The organism is Microbacterium sp. XT11 (assembly GCF_001513675.1).
Lineage (GTDB): Bacteria > Actinomycetota > Actinomycetes > Actinomycetales > Microbacteriaceae > Microbacterium.
Genome location: NZ_CP013859.1, coordinates 1,372,026 through 1,391,463 on the forward strand (window position 1 = coordinate 1,372,026; position 19,438 = coordinate 1,391,463).

Sequence of the window (19,438 nt, forward strand, 5' to 3'; positions counted from 1 at the left end):
TCGTCTAGGCGCGGAGCGCCTTCAGCAGTGTCTTCACGAGGCTGGGAACACCGCCGCCGGCACGGAAGCGCGTGAGGCCCTCGCTGACTTCCGCGCCGGTTCGTGCCGATACGAACCACGGTGGCTTCGGCAGGACCGTCAGGCGCCCTCCGCCGTTCACGAGAGGCAGCGAGCGCGGGAACGGGCGGAACGGGCCACGGACGACCGAGCGCTCGACCCGGTCGAGGAGCAGCGCGTTGTGCACCACGCCGATTCCGCTCCCCACGTCGTCGATCGTGCTTCCGGGGAAGGCTCCCCACGTGAGCGTCGGCGTGATGAAGCCGAACGCGGTCCACGCGTTGATGGCGATCGATCCGTAGCGCAGAGCGGCGATCGCACGTTCGAAGCCCGTGCCCAGAGACTTCTCTGTGGCGGGGTCGATGAGCAGGTTGGCGCCCAGGGTCCCCTGCAGGCGCTCGTTGGCGTACGCCACGGCGGCGTCGAGGAACTCCTGACCGGTGCCGGCGACAGTCACGACGCCGAGCACGGGTGCGAAGTACTCGGTGGTCTGCATGGCGGAGGCGTCGTCGTCCTCGCCGAGTTCGACCAGCAGCCGGTCGCGCAGCACGAGCGAACCGGGGTAGGAGTCGGCGGCCTGCTGCAGGCGGGCGGGCGATCCCGGGTACCAGGTCGGCCGCTCCGGTGCGTTCGCGTAGGCGCGGCGCAGCTCTGCGCGGAACTGATCGGCCTGGTCCCAGTCCGATGAGATGATCACGACCTGGCCGGCGATGCAGTTGTGACCGCTGTTCTGCAGCCGCATGGTGGCGATGTGCTCGGCCTGGTGGATGAGGTCGGCCGCGGTCCACTCGCCGGGGACGACGATGATCGGGGAGACGCCGCCCAGCTCCGCCGTGATCGGCTTCTTCAGCAGCGGGCGCTTCTCGCGGCGCCTTCTCGTCGCGGCAGATCCGGTGCCCCAGACGATCGTGTCGAAGGTCGCGGCCGATCCCGTGATGTGCACGTGGGCGAGGCCGGGGTGGCCGGTCAGATAGGCGCCGACTGCGGGACCGCCCCGCAGGACGCGCACGAAACCCGGCTCGATGAGAGCGGCGAACGCGCGCTTGTAGATGGGGACCAGCGCGTCCTGCGTCGGGTTCACCTTGAGCAGTGCCGTGCGGTTATGCGCGAGCAGTTCGTACAGCACGTCGAGGACCGGGATGGAGGTGATGTTGCCCGCGCCGAGGACCAGTCCCACGCCGCCGGACTCCGTAGGCGTGCGCTGACCGAGGCCGGCTCCGGCCCGCGCCGCACCGGGTGTGGTTCCCGGCTCGAGCCACACCTCGCCCGTGAACCCCGAAAGGAGGAAGGAGTCGATGCGGGTGAGCGGGAAGGCGTGCACGCGTGTGCGTCCGCCCGGTGCGCGGCTCATCGTGAGGCCGTCGAGCGGATTGCGCCCGTGTGCGAGACGCGAGAACGTCTCGATGTACGCGTCGAGCGCTCCGAGCACGCTGTAGGGCCCGCTCAGCCATTCCTCGCCGCGCAACGGATGCCGGGAGTCGAGGCCCTTGGACGATGCCGCGGTGTTCGCCCAGTCCTCCGCGACCGCGGCGACGCTCGTCCGCACGGATCGGAGCAGCGTCACGCGCTGCGCGAGCGTCAGCGCGGACCACAGTGCCGCGCCGCGCTGGAGGTCGTCGACGGCCGCGTCGAGGCGCTCGCGTTCGCCCTCTCCGAGCTGTGCTGCCGCGGCATCCGTCGCTGCCTTCTTCGCGGTCTTCGCGGGCTTCGCGGTGGCGGGCTTGGCTGTCGCGGTCTTCGTGATCTTCGCGGTCGCGGCCTTCTTGTCGTCCGGTGCGGCGGGCGTCGCTGACGTCATCGGCATCTCCTTCGCGCGGGATCCCAGCTTATGCCGGACAGTCGACCTTTCGACCCCGTACAGCCGCCCCTGTGCCGCCCGATCCTGTGCCGTCGCGTCGGCCCGTGCCGCCCAACCCCTGTGCCGCCCGATCCTGTGCCGTCGCGTCGGCCCGGTAGCCGACGTGCGCTCCGATCATGCCGGGTCGGCGCGACGGTACCGGGTCGGGAGGGTGACGGATGCGCGCGCCTCATGCGTCGATGTCGGCGCGACGCAACCGGTAGCGCCGCAGAGCGACGAGGCTCAACAGGATGAGGGCGGCGGGCAGCACGCTGAAGCTCAGCACGATGCCGGTGATCGCGGCGTGCGGCTGAGCGGAGGCGACCCCGGCCACCGTCGACACGTAGCCGGTCGCCGCGAGCGTGAGCGAGACGATGCCCGCGCCGAGTGCGAATCCGATCGTCTCCCCCGCTGTCCACACGCCGGTGAAGGTCCCGGCCTGGCCGCCGCCATGCTGTCGTTCGTCGTGGGAGATGACATCGGGCAGCATGGCCATGGGCAGCGACTGCAGACCGGCGTAGGCGATTCCGGCCACGGCGACCGACGCGTAGATCCATGTCCCCGGCCACCAGACCGCAACGGTGATGGATGCCGCGGCGAGCAGGAAGAGCACGCTGGCGTTCGCGAAGGCGCGCTCCTTGCCGATGCGCCGCGCCACCGCCGTCCACGCGGGGGTGGCGAGGAGCGCCGGTCCCACCAGCGCCAGGAAGAGAAGCGTCACCGCGGCTTCCGACCGCAGCACCCATGTCGCCACGTACTGCGCTCCGGCGAGCATCGTGCCCGTCGCGAGCGCCTGGAGGAGGAAGGTCGTGAGCAGCGAGCGGAACGGCTGGCTGCGCCGCAGCGCGCGCACCCCGGAGGCGTACTGTTCGCGCAGGCCGACGGGCGGGAGGGGGTGAGCCTGGTCGCGCGTGCGGGCGGCGGCCGAAGCCGTGCGCGATGCGATGAGCATGCCGATGCCGATCGCGAGTCCGGCGACGATGCCCATCACGAGGTAGCCGGTGACCTGGTCGGGTCCGGCGCGGCGCAGCTCGGGTCCGCCGGCGCCGAAGAGCAGGATCGCCGCGGTGAGCACCACGACCCTCCACCCGAGCAGGCGCGTGCGCTCGTCGTAGCTCGCGGTGAGCTCGGCGGGGAGCGCGACGTACGGCACTTGGAAGAGGCTGAAGGCGGTGGCTGTGGCGAGGAAGGCGAGGAGAACGCTCACGGCGCCCGCTGCGGGGCCCCACGTGGGCGGCACGGCGAACGTGAGGGCGAAGAACACGGGCAGGCTCACGGCTCCGGCGATCATGAAGCCGCGGCGCGAGCCGGTTCTCGCGAGCTGCCGGTCCGAGGCGGCCCCGATCACCGGATCGATGACGACGTCCCAGACCTTGGCGATCGTGACGATCGCGCCGGCCGCAAGCGCGGCGACGCCGAGGTTGTCGGTGAGGAAGTACGTGAGCACCAGGCCGGGCAGCGTGGCGTACCCGCCGGTGCCGACAGAGCCCACCGCGTAGAGTGCGACAGCGCGTGCAGACAGGCGGTCGGATGCGCGCTCTGATCGAGCCTCGGTGCTCATCGCGCCAGTGTATCGGCGCGGGGTCCGAGCCGACGTGCGGTTCGGAGCGGAGGATCCGGCGTCAGATGAGAGAGAGCTCGCGCAACTTGGCCTCGACGTCGGCGTTCGACGGCTCGACGTGGTGGGTGGCGTCGGGGTAGACGACGACCGGGATGTTCGTGCGGCCGGAGATCTCCTTGGCGACGTCGGCGGCGGCGGGGTCGGCGACGAGGTCCACGTAGGTGTAGGCGACGCCCAGCTCGTCGAGCTGCTTCTTGGTGCGGATGCAGTCGCGGCACCAGTCGGCGCCGAACATCGTGATCTCGGAGGCTGCGGGAGTGCTCATGGTTCCAGCGTACGACGCATACGGGTGGGTGGCTCCATTGTCAGATAAGGCTAGCCTTACCTATACTCCAAGCATGGGAACCGCATGCGAGCACCTCGAGGATCCGGACTGGCCGCACATCGAGGGCGCGTTGCTCATCGCGGGGGACGCAGCGGATGCCGCCCGCATCGCCGCCATCTGCGCGGTGTTGCCGGGTGACGCCCACGGGGTCGTGGTGCTCGAGGCAGCCGCGCGCATCCAGTACCGGCACATCGACGCGCCGGCGGGAGTGTCCGTCCGCTGGCTGCTCCGCGGCGATGGCGCGCGGCAGCATGCGAAGGGCGAGCGCCTGGCGATGGCCGTGCATGCCTGGTGCGTCGAGTGGACGTGCAGCGAGCCGCCCGCGTCCTGGACGCTGTGGCTCCGCCCCAACACCCCGGTGCGGGTCGCGCGCATGGCGCGGAGCCTGCTCGGAGTGGCGGGCTGACTCAGCGGGCGAGCGCCGGCTGAGCCGGGGTCGCCCCCGCGGTGATCGCGTCGAGCGCGCGCCGCAGCGAGGAGCTGGACGTGTGGGCGGTGTACGGGAAGTACACGACCTCCACGCCGACCTCGGCGAACTCCCGCTCGAGGCGAAGGCCCTTCTCGGTGCCGCGCCAGTCGTCGCCCTTGAAGAAGTGCGTGAAGCGCACATCGCGCCACGAGTCCATCTTCGACGGCGTGGTCTCGATGTAGACGTCGTCGACGAAGGAGATGTGCCGCACGATCTCTGCGCGCTCCGCCGTCGGGATGACGGGCTCGATGCCCTTCACCTGGCGCAGCATCTCATCGCTCACGACGCCGGCGATCAAGATGTCGCAGTGCTGCTTGGCGTGGCGAAGAAGGTTCAGGTGCCCGACGTGAAACAGGTCGAAAGCACCGACGGCATAGCCGATACGCGTCCCCATGATCTCCCCAGATCAGTGATTCCCCAGAGAGCGGATCCCCATCCGCTCAGCGGCTCCCACAGCCGCATCCGTTCAGACTAGCAGGATCGGCCGTCGGACGCGCGCAAAGGCGGACATGGAATCATGGGATGCCGCATCCGACGCGCACGACAGGGGGAGCAGTGAGCACAGCCGTCACGGTCATCGTGCCGACGTACAACGAGCGCGACAACATCGCCGAGCTCGTGGCACGGGCAGCGCGGGCCCTCGACGGACGCAGCGCGGAGATCCTCTTCGTCGACGACTCCGCCGACGACACGCCGCGTGAGATCGCCCGGATCGCGGAACACGCGCCGCTCCCGGTGCGGGTGATCCACCGTGAGCACAACACCGGCGGCCTCGGCGGCGCGGTCGTGGTCGGGCTTCAGGCCGCGGCATCCGACCTCTGCATCGTCATGGACGGCGACCTCCAGCATCCGCCCGAGCTCCTACCCGCCCTGCTCGCGCGGCACGCGGCCGGCGATGCCGACGTGGTCGCCGCATCGCGCTACATCGGCGGGGGCGACACCAGCGGCCTCGGCACCGCCGTGCGATTCGGCGTGTCACGGATCGCCACCTGGCTGACGAGGGCGATGTTCCCGATCCGCCTGGCGCGCAGCACCGATCCGATGACGGGCTTCTTCCTCGTCGACAGGGCGAGGCTCGACCTCGACGCGCTGCGGCCTCAGGGCTTCAAGATCCTGCTCGAGATCCTCGCCCGCACCGACCTGCGCATCGCGGAGGTGCCGATGGCGTTCGCCGAGCGCCGGCACGGCACCTCGAAGGCGAGCATGCGCCAGGGGGCAACGTTCCTCGCACACCTGACCAGGCTGCGCTTCGGCAAGATGTCGCTGTTCGCCCTCATCGGCGTCATCGGCGCCGTGCTGAACCTCGGCATCATGTGGGCGTTGACGTCGGCGGGCGTGCCGTACGTGCTCGCCGCGGTCATCGGCGCCGAGGTGACGATCGTCGGGAACTTCCTGCTCCAGGAGCGCTTCGTCTTCGCCGACATGCGCAACGACGCCAGGAGTCCGGCGATGCGCTTCCTTACCTCGTTCGCCTTCAACAACGTCGAGGCGGGGCTGCGCATCCCGGTCATGGCTCTCATGGTCGAGACCTGGCACATCTCGAGTGTGCTCGCGACCGCGCTCTCGCTGATCGTCGCCTTCTTCGCGCGCTTCCTGTTCCACTCGCTCGTGGTGTACGCGCCGCGCGGACGGCGGAGGACGGATGCCGCCGACGGGCCGTCGACCGACACCGCGGCTCTCCGCGTGCTCAGGGCGATCGACGCCGAGGCGACGCGGCCGGGCGAGCTCTAGGACTTCGCGGGCCGCGCGTACTCCCCGGTGACCCTCCCCAGGGCCGCGAGCATGCGGCCCTGCGCGAACCAGGTGCGGCGCTGGAACACGGCGTGCGCAGCGACGTCGCCGCGCAGCGTCGCCAGCAGGCGGCCGACCGAGAAGACGACCCAGCGGATCAGGCCGCCGAAGAAGTGCGCGACGTGCAGGAAGGGACGCTTCCAGCCGTCGGCCTCGCGGATCAGCAGGCGCACGCGCGCCTGACCGTGGGACATCGCGCGCCGATGCACGAACTCCCGCGTCGTGCGCTCCGGCACGATGTCGTCGCGGGCGACGGAGTCGGCCGACGCCACGATGACGCCGCCTGCGGCCATGACCGCGCGACCGAACGTCGTGTCCTCGCCGCCGATGAGGCCCAGTGACAGGTCGAAGCGCACGCCGAGGGCGCGCACCTGCGCGGTGTCGACGAGCACGTTCCCGGTGGCGAGCGAATCGAGCCTGTGCCCGTTGGGGAAGCGTGTGCGCCGCATGAAGCCACCCGCGGCGATCCACGGGTCGGTGCCCTCCGGCCACACATAGCGCACGAAGCCCATCACGACGGCGGCACCGGTGTCGCGCCAGACGTCGACGAGGCCGCCCAGCCACCGCTCCTCGGGGAAGACGTCGTCGTCGATCATCACGGTGAGCTCGTCGTCGGCCGCCGCGTCGAGCGCCGCTTGGCGTACCGCGGCGATGCCAGGGGTCTTCTCCGAGAGATAGTCGACCCCCAACTCCGCGGCGACCTCGCGGGCAGACGCGTCGGGGTCGTTGTCGACGAGCAGCACTCGCGCTCGCCTCCCCGCGGTCTGCGCCGTGATGGCCTCGACGAGCGGAGGCAGCAGGTGTGTACGACGGAAGGTGGGAACGGCGATGAGCAGACGAGGGTCGCGCGTGTCGGCGGTCATCGTCGCGCCCCGCGCCGGTGTGCGATCGCCCGGGAGAACGCCTCGCGGTGTGCGACCCCTGCGCGGTCCCAGTCGCGGGCGGAGAGGTCGGGCTCGCCGGCGGGCAGTGTGCGTATCGCCTCGGCGAACGCGAGCAGGTCGGATGCCGACAGATCGCCGTCGAACATCGTGATCCACCCTTCGCCGACCTCGGCGGAAAGGGCCTCGTTTACGGCCGTGCGGGGGACGAGCACCGGACGGTTCAGAGACAGCGTGGCGAGGACCGTTCCCGAGTTGTGCATGAAGCGATAGGGCAGCACGATGCCGGCGCTGCGCATCACGGCGCGGGCGAAGTCGGGTTCGGAGAGGTAGCGCAGGTCGAGCTCGATGCGTCCGTCCGCCGCCGCGCCGGCGCGCACCTCGTCGGCGATCTCGGCGCTGGTGGGATTGCCGGCGATGCGCAGCCGAAGCTCCGGCGCCTCGTCCGCCGTCTCGCGGAACACGCGGATGAGGTCTTCGACGCCCTTGTAGCGACGCACGAGCCCGACGAATCCGAGCGTGCCTGGCACGGCATCCGTCTTCTCGACATCGGCGAACCAGTCACGGTAGTGGCCGTGCGGGATCAGCGTCGAGCCGGCACCGGCGGGAAGCTCGGTGAGATCGTTCAGAAGGATCCGATGGTCGGTGCGGCGCTCGATCCATTCGAGGTACCGGCGCTGCCACGCTGAGACGTCCTTGGGCAGCTCGACGTTGTGCACCGTGCGGACGACAGCGACCCTCCCCAGCGACAGGCGTGCGCGCAATGCCATGGCGTATGCACGCCGGGCCAGCCCCTTCACCCCGGTCGCCGCACCGAACAGCGTCTCCGGCCAGTGGAACTGGATGGCGTCGAGACGCCCGAACAGCGCCTTCTTCCGGTCGAAGCGCAGGTGCTCGACCCCCGGAGTCGCCGCCAGAGCGGCGTCGAGCATGTGCACGTACGGATTGGATGTCGGGCGCGGTGCGCCGAATGACTGCATCACCCGAATCGGGCGCGCAGAACCCCCTGAATTGTTCCCCATGGTTCCAGTGTGCCAGCAGTGCCGCTCTACACTGGTCGAAATGATCCGGGCATGTGGGGTGCCCAGGGTCAGGACGTAGGGGGAAACGACATGTCAGCAACCTTCGCTGCCGCATATCGAGAGCTGGCCGCAGCGCAGAAGGGCCACGCGCGCGGCGCGCCCGGCTATTCGGTGTACGTGAACCGGAGGATCGGGCGGATGCTCGCGGCTGCGGCGTTCCGTTGGGGCATCAGCCCGAACCAGGCCACCGGCATCAGCGCCGTGCACACCTTCGGCGCGCTCGTGCTGCTCCTGGTGCTGCCGGCCACATGGTGGAGCGGGCTGCTCGTCGCCGTGCTGCTCGCACTCGGATACGCCTGGGACTCCGCCGACGGGCAGATCGCACGCCTGCGCGGCGGCGGGAGCCTCGCCGGCGAGTGGCTCGACCACTTCATCGACGCCCTCAAGATCGCCTCGCTGCACCTGGTCGTGCTGCTGGCCCTGCACCTGCACACGCCGCTCGCGGGAAGCCCGTGGCTGCTCGTTCCGCTCGTGTACTCGGTGGTCGCGGTCGTCACCTTCTTCGGCATGCTGCTCAACGACCTGCTCAAGCAGAAGAAGGGCGTGGCATCGACCCACTCCCGTGGCGGAGGCACGTTCCTGCGCTCGATGATGCTGCTGCCCACCGACTTCGGCCTGCTGTGCGTCGTCTTCGTGCTGTGGGGATGGACGACAGGGTTCCTCGTCGTGTACGCCCTGCTCGCGGCCTTCAACGGGCTCTTCCTCGCGCTCGCGGCCGTCAGGTGGTTCCGCGAGATCCGCGCGCTCGACGCGGCGAACGACTGAGCGACCATGACAGGAGAGGCCACGTTCGCCGTCGTCACGGTCAATTACGGATCGAGCGCTCTGATCCGGGAGAACTTCGCCGAGCTCGACCTGTCGCCGCGGGGCCGGCTCGTCATCGTCGACAGCTTCAGCTCGCAGGCCGAGCGCGAGGCGGTGCGCCGTGTGGCCGCCGACCTGGGAGCCGAATGCGTGCTTCTCGACGACAACCGCGGCTACGGGGGCGGAACGAACGCCGGCGCGGCCCACGCGCTCGAGCAGGGCGTCGATGTCATCGTGCCGCTGAACCCCGACGCACGCATCGGCGGCGCCGACCTGCGGCGGATCGTCGAGGCGGCGCGCGGAACGCGCGACCTCGTCTCGCCACGCATCGTCACCGGCAGCGGCGCCAACTGGTTCGCCGGCTCGGATCTCTATCTCGACGACGGCACCACCGCAGGCCGCGCCGCCCGGCCCCGCCACGAGGGCAGGCCGCGACGCGAATGGGCGACGGGGGCGTGCTTCGCGCTCTCGGCGGCGATGTGGTCGCAGCTCGGCGGCTTCGACGAGGAGTACTTCCTCTACTGGGAGGACATCGACCTGTCCCATCGCGTGCTCGACGCGGGCGGCGCGCTCGTGCTCGACCATGACGCGGTGGTCGTGCACGACGAGGGCGGCACGCACGAGGACGAGACGCGCGACCGCGCGAAGTCGCCGACGTACTACTACTACAACATCCGCAACCGCATGATGTACGCCCGCAAGCACTTCGACCGCGACGGCGTGCGCCGCTGGCGCCGCTCGGACCTGCGGGTCGGCTACGGCATCCTGCTGCAGGGCGGACGACGTCAGTTGCTCTCGCCGGCGCCGTGGCGCGCTTTCCTGCGCGGGATCCGCGACGGACGCCGAGTAGGCGCGACCGGGGCCGGTGCGCGATGAGCAGCATCCTCACGGTGTGCGACGCGAACGTGTGCCGCTCGGTCGCCGCAGAGCTGATGCTCGCCTCGGAGTTCGCTCTGCACTCGTCTTTGGCCGACATCACCGTCGAGAGCAGGGGCGCCAACGCGCTCACCGCGCACTCGGCCTGCCGCATGGTCGCCGACCTGAACGACGACGAGCCGTGGCTGCGCCGCGTGCGGGCTCATCAGTCACGGCAGCTCGACGCGGATGCCGTCGAGGCGGCGGAGCTGATCCTCACCGCATCCGTTGGGTCGAGGGCCGCCGTGGTCTCGCTCGTGCCCGGCGCTCGACGGCGAGTGTTCACGCTGCGTGAGGCGCTGTGGCTCGGAGCGGGCTACCGGCCGGCGTCGGGAGCGGTCGGCGACGACCTCGTGCGCGATTTCGCCGCCCACCTCGATGCGGGCAGGGGTCTGCGCCAGCTGCCGCAGCATCGCGTCTCCCGCTGGCGGACGCCGAGCAACCCGCTCGACATCGCCGACGGTCATGCGGCCGGTCGCCGCGCGCACACGGCGACCCTGACGCAGGTGCAGCAGACCGTCTCCGAGCTCGTGCGGCTGCTGATCCAGGACCCGACACTGCCGTTCCTTGCGACGGGACGAGAGACGGAACGCTGATGCGGTAGACTCCCCCCGAGTGCCCCTTGTGGGGAGTGGGCACATGGGGATGAAAACTGGGGATTCTTCGTGAACCGTTCATGGTCCACGCGTCGTTCTATGGTGACGACGCTGTCTTGTTCTGTTGCTGGTGTCGCGGTTGCGGCACTGTTGCTGTCGGCGTGTGCGCCGGGTGGGTCGTCGGGTGGTGCCTCTGCGTCGCCGTCGCCGTCGGCGTCGCAGATCCTGCCGCCGGGTGGTGCGGGGTCGGATGCGGGTGATGGTCCGCAGACGGCGGCGCCGTTGCCGACGCAGGAGGCTGTGGTCGGGGAGACGGTCGCGTTCGAGACGGGTGTCTCGGTGGTGGTGTCGTCGGTGACGGCGGTCACGGTCGAGGCGCAGACGCCGGGTGAGGTGTCGGGGTCGGCGGTCGTGGTCGAGGTGACGGCGTCGAACGAGTCGGACGAGGCGCAGGATCTCGAGTCCGCGGTGGTGATGTTGTCGGCGGATGACGGTGAGGTCGGTGTCGGGACGACGGCGGGTGATCCGGAGCCGTTGGCGGGGTCGGTGAAGCCGGGCGCGTCGGTGACGGGTCGGTATGTGTTCATGCTGGGGTCGGCGAAGGATCGTGCCGTCACGGTGTCGGTGAATTATGCCGCGGGGGAGCCTGTGGCGATCTTCTCGGGGAAGGTCTCGTGATGGCCGTTCAGAGGTCGCGTGTCGGGTCGGGGTGGCGTGCGGGGCTTGCTGCCGGTCTTGGTGTGGTGCTCGCGTTCGCGACTCTCGTGGCGGTGCCGGGTGTGGCGCAGGCGGCGGTGCCGGCGGCGAAGGCGCCGTTGTTGGAGCGTACGGAGGACGTGGTGACGTCGGATCCGTTGCCGACGGTGCAGATCGATTCGGGGTATGTGTGGGCGCAGACCACGATCGGGAACACGGTGTACGCGGCGGGGAGCTTCTCGAACGCCCGCGCTGCGCTGGCTGATCCGGGCACGAACCTGACGCCGCGCAGCAACATCCTCGCCTACGACATCACGACCGGAGCCCTGCTGCCCTTCGCGCCCACGGTGAACGGTGTGATCAAGTCGATCGCCGCGTCGCCCGACGGCAAGCGGGTCTACATCGGCGGGACGTTCACGACCGTGAACGGTGTGAACCGGTACAACTTCGCCGCCCTCGATGCGCAGACCGGCGCCGTCGTGCAGGGCTTCTCGGCCGCCATCGGTGGCACGGGTGTCTATGCGATCGCGGCGACCGCCGACACCGTGTACCTGGGTGGCAGCTTCACGCAGGCGAACGGCGTCGCACGCAAGAACCTGGCGGCGTTGGACGCCTCGAACGCCGCGCTGCGTCCCTGGAATCCCACGACCGATCTGCAGGTCGACAGCATGGCCATCGAACCGGGCGGAAATCACGTGATCGTCGGCGGCCGCTTCTATCGCGTCAACGGCGTGGTGCAGCGCGGCCTCGCGGCCCTCTCGCCCAGCACCGGTGCCATCGACACCGGATGGGCGGCGGCGAACACCGTGAAGAACGGCTCCACCGACGGGAGCTCCGGCGTCTTCGGCCTGACGACCGACGCCACTGGCGTCTACGGCACGGGCTGGACCTATGTCGGCACCAACCGCGGCAACCTCGAGGGTGCGTTCGCCGCCGAGGCCGGCAGTGGGGCGATCCGCTGGGTGGCCGACTGCCACGGCGACAACTACGGCGTCTACTCCACCGGCAAGACGGTGTACACCACCTCGCACACGCACGCCTGCGAGACCGTGAACCTGTGGCCCGAACAGCGCACGCGCACCTACCGGTACATGCTCGCCTTCACGGCCACGGCCGAGGGCACACTGTCGCGCAGCGAGACGGCCGGGTCGACGTACACCGACTGGGGCGGTACGCCGTCGCCGTCGGCGTACTCGGTGACCCCCGACTTCGCTGTGGGAACCGCGACCGGTCTGGGGCAGGCGGGGCTGTCGATCACCGGCGCCGGCGACTACATCGCGGTCGCGGGCGAGTTCGTCAGCGTGAACAACAAGCGCTACCAGGGCATCGTCCGCTTCTCGACCAAGCCCGCAGGCGGCGCGAAGGAGGGGCCAAGGCTCTCGGGGAGCGACTGGGGCACCCCGACGGGATCGACCGGCGTTCCCGGCCGCGTCAGCGTGTCGACCACGACGAACTGGGACCGCGACAACCGGGATCTCACCTACGAGCTGCTGCGTTCGGACCTCGCCGAACCCGTCGATCGCGTGAGGGCGACCTCGGTGTGGTGGGACCGGCAGAGCGTCACGCTGCGCGACGGCTCAGCAGAACCGGGCACCCGGTATGAGTACACCGTGAGGGCCGTGGACGCCGACGGCAACTCGGCGCTGAGCCGACCGGTCAGCGTCACGGCGGCCGCCGGTACGACCTCCGACTACGTCGATGCCGTGCTCGACGATCGGGCGGAGCTGTACTACCCGCTCGGGTCGATCACCGCCGATTGGGCGGGTGGCTCCGCCCCGCGCTTCACGAGCAGTGTGAGCTCGGTGAGCCCCGGTGCCGTGCAGGGTGTGACGGGCCAGACCGCCTCGTCGTTCGCCTCGTCGTGGTGGTCGCAGGGCGGCGTCTCCGCTCCGAAGGCGACGGCAGGTGACAACGACTTCGCGGCAGAGGCATGGTTCAAGACCTCGACCACCAGCGGAGGCGAGATCTTCGGCTTCGGTTCGTCGTCGAGCGGATCGTCGTCGTCGAACGACCGCGTCGTGTACATGCGGAACGACGGCCGGCTCTCGTTCGGTGTGAATCCCGGCACGCGCAAGACGGTCACCTCGACCGCGCGCTACAACGACAACCAGTGGCACCACGTGGTCGCGACGCTCGACGCCTCGGGCATGTCGCTGTTCGTCGACGGCCGGGTCGTCGCGCAGGACTCCTCGGTCACCTCGGCACGCTCGGCATCCGGCTACTGGCGCGTCGGGTACGACAGCCTGAGCGGGTGGCCGAGTCAGCCCTCGTCGGGCCTGTTCACCGGTCGCATCGACGAGTTCGCGGTGTATCCCACCGCGCTCACGGCAGCGCAGGTGGCGAACCACTACGCGATCGGCAACGGTTTCACAGCACCCACGGCATCGTTCACCGCCGAGATCGACGACCTGTCGCTGAGCGTCGACGCCTCCGCGTCCGCCGCGCAGACCGGTCAGAGCATCACCGGCTACTCGTGGGACTTCGGCGACGGCACCACGGCGACAGGTCGCACGCAGACGCACGACTACAAGACGCCCGGAACGTATGAAGTCGTGCTCACCGTGACCGACAGTCGAGGCGTCATCGGCGCCTCCGCGCAGAGCGTGACCGTGCTGGCGGCGAACGTGCTGCCGGATCCGACGTTCACGTCGACCGTGTCCGGGCTCACCGCGTCGGTCGACGCCACAGCGTCGGCGGATCCCGACGGCACAATCTCCTCCTACTCGTGGAACTGGGGTGACGGCACCGATCCGGGCAGTGAGGCGATCGCATCGCACACGTACGCGAAGGCCGGCACCTACACGGTCACGCTCACCGTGACCGACGATCGCGGCGGGGTCGCGACGACGACCGGTGAGGTCGTGGTGACCCACGCCGCGCCGGCCGCAGCCTTCGAGGTCACGGCGAACGCCCTCGACGTGAGCGTCGACGCCTCGGCGTCGACGGCATCGGATGCCGCGACGCTGAGCTTCTCGTGGAACTGGGGCGACGGCACAGACGCCGGCTCCGGCGTCACGGCGACGCACAGCTATGCGCAGTCCGGGACGTACACGATCACGGTGACGGCAACGGACTCGCTCGGCGCGACTGCTGAGGCGACGCGCACCGTGACGGTGGCGGATCAGCAGTTCGCGGTGCGAGACGACTTCGAGCGCACCTCCGCCTCCGGGTGGGGATCCGCCGAGACGGGCGGCCTGTACACGCCGATGTCGGGGTCGGCCTCGGCGGCATCGGTCGCCGACGGCCGCGGCCTGCTGACGCTGGCGCCGGGACAGACACGGAACCTCGCGCTGCAGGGGATCGATCTGGCCGACACCCTGACCACGGTGACCTACGCGCTGGACCAGGCGCCGTCGACGGGCACATCGTATGTGGGGGTCGGCGCCCGCAAGTCGGCATCCGGCGAGTATCTGGCGCGAGTCTGGCTGCGCAACGACGGCCGTGTCTGGCTGGTCGTGCAGCAGGGCGCGACCGTGATCGGCACGCAGGCCTTGCCTGCGACGTGGAGCGCGGGCGATGTGTTCCACCTCGCCGTGCAGGTGTCGGGGTCGTCTCCCACGACGATCCAGGTGAAGACCTGGAAGGACGGCACGACCGCCCCGGCCGATTGGCAGCTGAGCGTGACCGATTCGACCGCCGGCCTTCAGGGTTCGGGATGGGCGAGCGTGCATGCGTCGCGCGGTTCGACGGCGACCTCGACGGCGATGTTCTCGTTCGACACGCTGCGGGTGACCGACCTCGCCGCGCCGGTGGATCCCGTTGACCCGGTGGATCCGGTCGACCCGGTGGATCCCGTTGACCCGGTCGACCCGGTTGATCCTGTCGACCCCGTTGATCCTGTCGATCCGGTTGATCCGGTCGGCCCCGTCGACCCGGTGGAAGATCCGGCGGTGGCGCGTGATGCGTTCGAGCGGTCGGGTTCGTCGGGGTGGGGTACGGCGGATGTCGGTGGCGTGTGGACGGTCGCCGGTGGTGCGGTGTCGGCGGCGTCGGTGTCGGATGGTGCGGGGCGGCTGGCTTTGGCGGCTGGCAGCACCCGGAACGTGACGCTGAACGCGGTGTCGGCGAAGAACGTGACGCTGTCGGCCGACTTCCGCATCGATGCGGAGCCGTCGACGGGGTCGACGTATGCGGGTCTGATCGCCCGGTCGACCGCGTCGGGCAATTACACGACCCGGGTGTGGTTCCACACGAACGGGTCGGTGTGGTTGGTGATCCAGAAGGGGTCGACCGTGTTGTCGAGTTACCAGGTGCCGGGGCTGACTCGGGGTGCGGGTGACGTGTTCACGGTGAAGGTCGATGTGTCGGGGGATGCGTCGACGGTTGTCTCGGCGAAGGTGTGGAAGACCGGCACGGCGGAGCCGTCGGGCTGGCAGAGCACGTTCACCGACACGTCGGGGATCACGACAGCGGGCGCGGTGGGTGTGCACGCGAGTCGCGCGAGCTCGGCGACCAGCACCGCGATGGTCACGGTCGACAACTTCCGCGTCATCGACAACGACTGACGCGAAGAGCGACCGGAGGAAACGTCGGCGGCACAGGCGTGCCGCCGTGTGAGACGGCGACTGTCTGGGGAATGTCGCCGCTGGGGAAATCTGGGGGAAGACACGTGGGGATTCATCGAACCATGGGGGGCGCGTCGATCGCGACGCGCGCTGGGGAAGGGCGAGCATCCGACTCGCGGTGGCGATCTGTCGTCGCCTTCGCCGTCGGCGCCGTCGTGGCATCGGGGCTGCTCGTGGCGGTGCCGGGGGCGGCGCAGGCGGCGGTGCCGGCGGCGAAGGCGCCGTTGTTGGAGCGCACAGATGATGTGGTGACGTCGGATCCGTTGCCGACGGTGCAGATCGATTCGGGGTATGTGTGGGCGCAGGCCACGATCGGGAACACGGTGTATGCGGCGGGGAGCTTCTCGAACGCCCGGGCGGCGTTGGCTGAGCCGGGCACGAATCTGACACCGCGCAGCAACATCCTCGCCTACGACATCACGACCGGTGGGTTGTTGCCGTTCGCGCCGGTGGTCAACGGTGTGATCAAGTCGATCGCGGCGTCGCCGGATGGGAAGCGGGTCTACATCGGTGGGACGTTCACTCAGGTGAACGGTGCGAACCGGTACAACTTCGCGGCGTTGGATGCGGCGACGGGTGCCGTGGTGCCGGGGTTCGCTCCGGCGATCGGTGGCACGGGTGTGTATGCGATCGCGGCGACGGCCGACACCGTGTATCTGGGCGGGTTCTTCACGCAGGCGAACGGTGTGGCCCGCAAGAACCTCGCCGCCCTCGCCGCCTCGAACGGCGCCCTGCAGCCCTGGGCACCCACGGCGGATCGTCAGGTCGACACCATGGTGGTGGAACCGGGCGGAAACCATGTGATCGCGGGCGGTCGCTTCTACCGGGTCAACGGTGCCGTGCAGCGCGGTCTCGCGGCACTGGATCCGTCGACCGGTGCGCTCGACACCACGTGGGCCGCGGCGACGACGGTGCAGAACGGCACCCCCGACAACACCGCGAACGGGTACTCGGGCATCTTCGGTCTCACCACCGACGACGCGTCGGTGTACGGCACCGGATGGTCGCTGGGCAACACCCCGGAGACCCGCGGCAACCTCGAGGGCGCGTTCGCCGCCGAGGCCGGCAGCGGTGCGGTCCGGTGGGTGGCCGACTGCCACGGTGACAGCTACGGCGTGTACTCCACGGGTACGACGGTCTACACGACGAGCCACATCCACACCTGCGAGACGGCGAACCTGTGGCCCGAACAGAGCCCGCGCACGTGGCGCTACTTCAACGCCTTCACCACGACCGCCGAGGGCACCCTCTCGCGCAGTCTTTACACGGGCCCCACGTACTCCGACTGGAGCGGTACGCCGTCGCCGTCGGCGTACCCGGTGACCCCCGACTTCGCCGTGGGAACCGCGACCGGTATGGGGCAGGCGGGTCTGTCGATCACCGGCGCCGGCGACTACATCGCGGTCGCCGGTGAGTTTGTCAGCGTGAACAACAAGCGCTACCAGGGCATCGTCCGCTTCTCGACGAAGCCCGCGGGCGGCGCGAAGCAGGGCCCGCGCCTGAGCGGAAGCTCGTGGGCGGCGCCGACGGTGCAGGGAGACGTGCCCGTGCGCGTGTCGATCCCGCTGAACTGGGACCGTGACAACCGGGACCTCACGTATCAGCTCCTGCGTTCCGACACATCGCAGCCGGTCGCTCAGACGACGGTCGCATCCGTGTGGTGGGACAAGGGCACGGTGACGCTCGAGGACGCGACCGCGGTCGCCGGCACGAGCTACACGTACACGGTGCGTGCGGTCGACGCCGACGGCAACGCAGCTCTCAGCCAGGAGGCGACGGTGACGGCGGCAAGCGGTGACACGTCGTTGTACACCAAGACCGTGCGCCGTGACGGTGCGGAGATCTGTTACCCGCTCGGCAACGCCAAGACGGACTGGGCCGGTGGAACCGCTCCGGTCTTCGGCACCGGTGTGACGGCGTCGAAGCCGGGGGCGGTCACCGGCACGACCGGTGGCGCGGCGTCGGCCTTCAACGGCACCACGGCAGGCCGTGTGTCGTCGCCGACGGCAGTGCAGGGAGACGACGACTTCGCCGTGGAGGCATGGGTCAAGACGACCACGACCAAGGGCGGCAAGATCTTCGGCTACGGCGGCTCGCAGACGGGGGCCTCGAACTCGAACGACCGCAACCTGTACATGCAGAACAACGGGCGGCTGACCTTCGGCGTCTACCCCGGCACCGAGCGCAGGACGATCAGCACGACCTCGGCGTACAACGACGGAAAGTGGCATCACGTCGTCGCGATGGTGAGCCCCGCGGGAATGGCGCTGTACGTCGACGGCAAGATCGCCGCGCAGGACGCATCCGTCAGCTCGGCGCAGAAGTCCTACGCAGGGTACTGGCGAATCGGCTACGACACCCTGAGCGGATGGCCCAGCGCTCCGACGTCGGCCGCCTTCTCGGGCACGATCGACGAGTTCGCCGTGTACCCGTCGGCGCTGAGCGCCGCGCAGGTGGCGACTCACTTCGCCGTGGGAAAGGGGCTGAAGGCACCATCGGCGTCGTTCACCTCGACCGCCGATGCTCTGTCGGTCGCTGTCGATGGCAGCGGCTCGACCGTGGAAGCCGGACAGACGGCCACCTATGCGTGGAACTTCGGTGACGGCAAGACCGCGACCGGGAAGACGGCCACGCACGAGTTCGTGGCGGCGGGCACTTACACGGTGACCCTGACGGTGACCGACGGTCGTGGACTGATCGGCACCTCCACGGCGCAGGTCACGGTGCTGGCGCCCAATGTGGCTCCGGTGGCGTCGTTCACTTCGTCGGTGGTGGATCTGGGTGTGTCGGTGGATGGTGCGGGGTCGTCGGATGCTGATGGCACGGTGGCGTCGTATGCGTGGGATTGGGGTGATGGTTCTGCTGCGGGTTCGGGTGTGACGGCGTCGCACACGTATGCGGCGGCTGGTACGTACACGGTGACGTTGACGGTGACGGATGACAAGGGTGCGACGGGCACGAAGACCGCTCAGGTCGTCGTGACCGATCCGCCGGTGGTGGATCCGGCGGTGGCGCGTGATGCGTTCGAGCGGTCGGGTTCGCCGGGGTGGGGTACGGCGGATGTCGGTGGCGTGTGGACGGTCGCCGGTGGTGCGGTGTCGGCGGCGTCGGTGTCGGATGGTGCGGGGCGGCTGGCTTTGGCGGCTGGCAGCACCCGGAACGTGACGCTGAACGCGGTGTCGGCGAAGAACGTGACGCTGTCGGCCGACTTCCGCATCGATGCGGAGCCGTCGACGGGGTCGACGTATGCGGGTCTGATCGCCCGGTCGACCGCGTCGGGCAATTACACGACCCGGGTGTGGTTCCACACGAACGGGTCGGTGTGGTTGGTGATCCAGAAGGGGTCGACCGTGTTGTCGAGTTACCAGGTGCCGGGGCTCACTCGGGGTGCGGGTGACGTGTTCACGGTGAAGGTCGATGTGTCGGGGGATGCGTCGACGGTTGTCTCGGCGAAGGTGTGGAAGACCGGCACGGCGGAGCCGTCGGGCTGGCAGAGCACGTTCACCGACACGTCGGGGATCACGACAGCGGGCGCGGTGGGTGTGCACGCGAGTCGCGCGAGCTCGGCGACCAGCACCGCGATGGTCACGGTCGACAACTTCCGCGTCATCGACAACCACTGACGACGAGCGGTTTCCACCTCGACAGCTCTCGATTCGCGCAGTAGTATATCGATACTGCAGACGGGGGGCTGCAGCCACAACTGGGGAAACTGGGGAGAACGTGAACCGTCACTGGTGCACGCGCCGATCGGGGAGTTCGGCGCTGTCCGAACGCTCTGCGTCTGGCCATCCGGCCA

At 69.6% G+C, this 19,438-nt stretch carries 14 protein-coding genes; 8 read left to right on the top strand and 6 right to left on the bottom strand.

Going from position 1 to position 19,438, the window contains the following annotated elements:
- Positions 1-4: 4 nt before the first annotated feature.
- The 3 genes from AB663_RS06355 to AB663_RS06365 all read right to left on the bottom strand — a co-directional run bounded on the left by AB663_RS06355 (position 5) and on the right by AB663_RS06365 (position 3,780).
- Positions 5-1,855 carry an aldehyde dehydrogenase family protein gene (locus AB663_RS06355; RefSeq protein WP_083511140.1) on the bottom strand — a complete coding sequence of 617 codons (1,851 nt, stop codon included), beginning with the start codon at positions 1,853-1,855 and terminating at the stop codon, positions 5-7.
- A 229-nt stretch (positions 1,856-2,084) separates the two neighbouring features.
- On the bottom strand, positions 2,085-3,455 hold the full coding sequence (locus tag AB663_RS06360; protein WP_067196893.1) for an MFS transporter: 1,371 nt from the start codon (positions 3,453-3,455) through the stop codon (positions 2,085-2,087).
- 61 nt (positions 3,456-3,516) lie between these two features.
- Positions 3,517-3,780 (bottom strand): glutaredoxin family protein, encoded by a 264-nt coding sequence (locus tag AB663_RS06365; protein ID WP_067196896.1) that lies wholly within the window; start codon positions 3,778-3,780, stop codon positions 3,517-3,519.
- A gap of 73 nt (positions 3,781-3,853) precedes the next feature.
- On the opposite strand from AB663_RS06365, the gene AB663_RS06370 reads away from it, so the two are divergent.
- On the top strand, positions 3,854-4,246 hold the full coding sequence (locus AB663_RS06370; RefSeq protein ID WP_067196900.1) for an SIP domain-containing protein: 393 nt from the start codon (positions 3,854-3,856) through the stop codon (positions 4,244-4,246).
- Position 4,247: 1 nt separating this feature from the next.
- On the opposite strand, the gene AB663_RS06375 is transcribed toward AB663_RS06370, so the two are convergent.
- Entirely contained in the window at positions 4,248-4,703 is a 456-nt protein-coding gene (locus AB663_RS06375) for an adenylyltransferase/cytidyltransferase family protein (protein WP_067196903.1), read from the bottom strand.
- A 128-nt stretch (positions 4,704-4,831) separates the two neighbouring features.
- Between AB663_RS06375 and AB663_RS06380 the strand changes: the two genes are divergently transcribed.
- Positions 4,832-6,040, top strand: a complete 1,209-nt coding sequence (locus AB663_RS06380; protein ID WP_067196905.1) for a glycosyltransferase — start codon at positions 4,832-4,834, stop codon at positions 6,038-6,040.
- Here the strand turns inward: AB663_RS06380 and AB663_RS06385 are convergent.
- Positions 6,037-6,963: a glycosyltransferase family 2 protein gene (locus AB663_RS06385; protein ID WP_067196908.1), complete on the bottom strand. Its 927-nt coding sequence runs from the start codon at positions 6,961-6,963 to the stop codon at positions 6,037-6,039. The two genes, AB663_RS06380 and AB663_RS06385, sit on opposite strands and share 4 nt — an antisense overlap.
- Positions 6,960-7,913, bottom strand: coding sequence for a glycosyltransferase (locus AB663_RS06390; protein ID WP_232304680.1), 954 nt, complete (start codon positions 7,911-7,913; stop codon positions 6,960-6,962). The genes AB663_RS06385 and AB663_RS06390 overlap by 4 nt, the downstream gene beginning before the upstream one ends.
- Positions 7,914-8,093: 180 nt before the next feature.
- Here AB663_RS06390 and AB663_RS06395 point away from each other — a divergent pair, with 180 nt between their 5' ends.
- The 6 genes from AB663_RS06395 (at position 8,094) to AB663_RS06420 (ending at position 19,262) form a co-directional block, all read left to right on the top strand.
- A complete protein-coding gene (locus AB663_RS06395; RefSeq protein WP_067196911.1) occupies positions 8,094-8,828 on the top strand; it encodes a CDP-alcohol phosphatidyltransferase family protein in 735 nt (244 codons plus the stop codon).
- Between the two features lie 6 nt (positions 8,829-8,834).
- Positions 8,835-9,743, top strand: coding sequence for a glycosyltransferase family 2 protein (locus tag AB663_RS06400; protein ID WP_067196914.1), 909 nt, complete (start codon positions 8,835-8,837; stop codon positions 9,741-9,743).
- A complete protein-coding gene (locus tag AB663_RS06405) occupies positions 9,740-10,378 on the top strand; it encodes an arsenate reductase/protein-tyrosine-phosphatase family protein (RefSeq protein WP_067196917.1) in 639 nt (212 codons plus the stop codon). The genes AB663_RS06400 and AB663_RS06405 overlap by 4 nt, the downstream gene beginning before the upstream one ends.
- 99 nt (positions 10,379-10,477) lie before the next feature.
- Entirely contained in the window at positions 10,478-11,056 is a 579-nt protein-coding gene (locus tag AB663_RS06410; protein ID WP_157540941.1) for a hypothetical protein, read from the top strand.
- On the top strand, positions 11,056-15,579 hold the full coding sequence (locus AB663_RS06415; RefSeq protein ID WP_067196924.1) for a PKD domain-containing protein: 4,524 nt from the start codon (positions 11,056-11,058) through the stop codon (positions 15,577-15,579). The genes AB663_RS06410 and AB663_RS06415 overlap by 1 nt, the downstream gene beginning before the upstream one ends.
- A 122-nt stretch (positions 15,580-15,701) precedes the next feature.
- Positions 15,702-19,262, top strand: a complete 3,561-nt coding sequence (locus AB663_RS06420; protein ID WP_067196927.1) for a PKD domain-containing protein — start codon at positions 15,702-15,704, stop codon at positions 19,260-19,262.
- The last annotated feature ends 176 nt before the right edge of the window (positions 19,263-19,438 follow it).

Bases quoted from the DNA above. Each gene is read 5' to 3' on its own strand.
- AB663_RS06370 (WP_067196900.1), top strand. From the start codon at position 3,854: ATGGGAACCGCATGCGAGCACCTCGAGGATCCGGACTGGCCGCACATC.
- AB663_RS06360 (WP_067196893.1), bottom strand. From the start codon at position 3,455: ATGAGCACCGAGGCTCGATCAGAGCGCGCATCCGACCGCCTGTCTGCA.
- AB663_RS06420 (WP_067196927.1), top strand. From the start codon at position 15,702: ATGGGGGGCGCGTCGATCGCGACGCGCGCTGGGGAAGGGCGAGCATCC.
- AB663_RS06365 (WP_067196896.1), bottom strand. From the start codon at position 3,780: ATGAGCACTCCCGCAGCCTCCGAGATCACGATGTTCGGCGCCGACTGG.
- AB663_RS06390 (WP_232304680.1), bottom strand. From the start codon at position 7,913: ATGCTCGACGCCGCTCTGGCGGCGACTCCGGGGGTCGAGCACCTGCGC.
- AB663_RS06410 (WP_157540941.1), top strand. From the start codon at position 10,478: ATGGTGACGACGCTGTCTTGTTCTGTTGCTGGTGTCGCGGTTGCGGCA.
- AB663_RS06405 (WP_067196917.1), top strand. From the start codon at position 9,740: ATGAGCAGCATCCTCACGGTGTGCGACGCGAACGTGTGCCGCTCGGTC.
- AB663_RS06415 (WP_067196924.1), top strand. From the start codon at position 11,056: ATGGCCGTTCAGAGGTCGCGTGTCGGGTCGGGGTGGCGTGCGGGGCTT.
- AB663_RS06400 (WP_067196914.1), top strand. From the start codon at position 8,835: ATGACAGGAGAGGCCACGTTCGCCGTCGTCACGGTCAATTACGGATCG.
- AB663_RS06375 (WP_067196903.1), bottom strand. From the start codon at position 4,703: ATGGGGACGCGTATCGGCTATGCCGTCGGTGCTTTCGACCTGTTTCAC.
- AB663_RS06385 (WP_067196908.1), bottom strand. From the start codon at position 6,963: ATGACCGCCGACACGCGCGACCCTCGTCTGCTCATCGCCGTTCCCACC.
- AB663_RS06380 (WP_067196905.1), top strand. From the start codon at position 4,832: ATGCCGCATCCGACGCGCACGACAGGGGGAGCAGTGAGCACAGCCGTC.
- AB663_RS06355 (WP_083511140.1), bottom strand. From the start codon at position 1,855: ATGACGTCAGCGACGCCCGCCGCACCGGACGACAAGAAGGCCGCGACC.
- AB663_RS06395 (WP_067196911.1), top strand. From the start codon at position 8,094: ATGTCAGCAACCTTCGCTGCCGCATATCGAGAGCTGGCCGCAGCGCAG.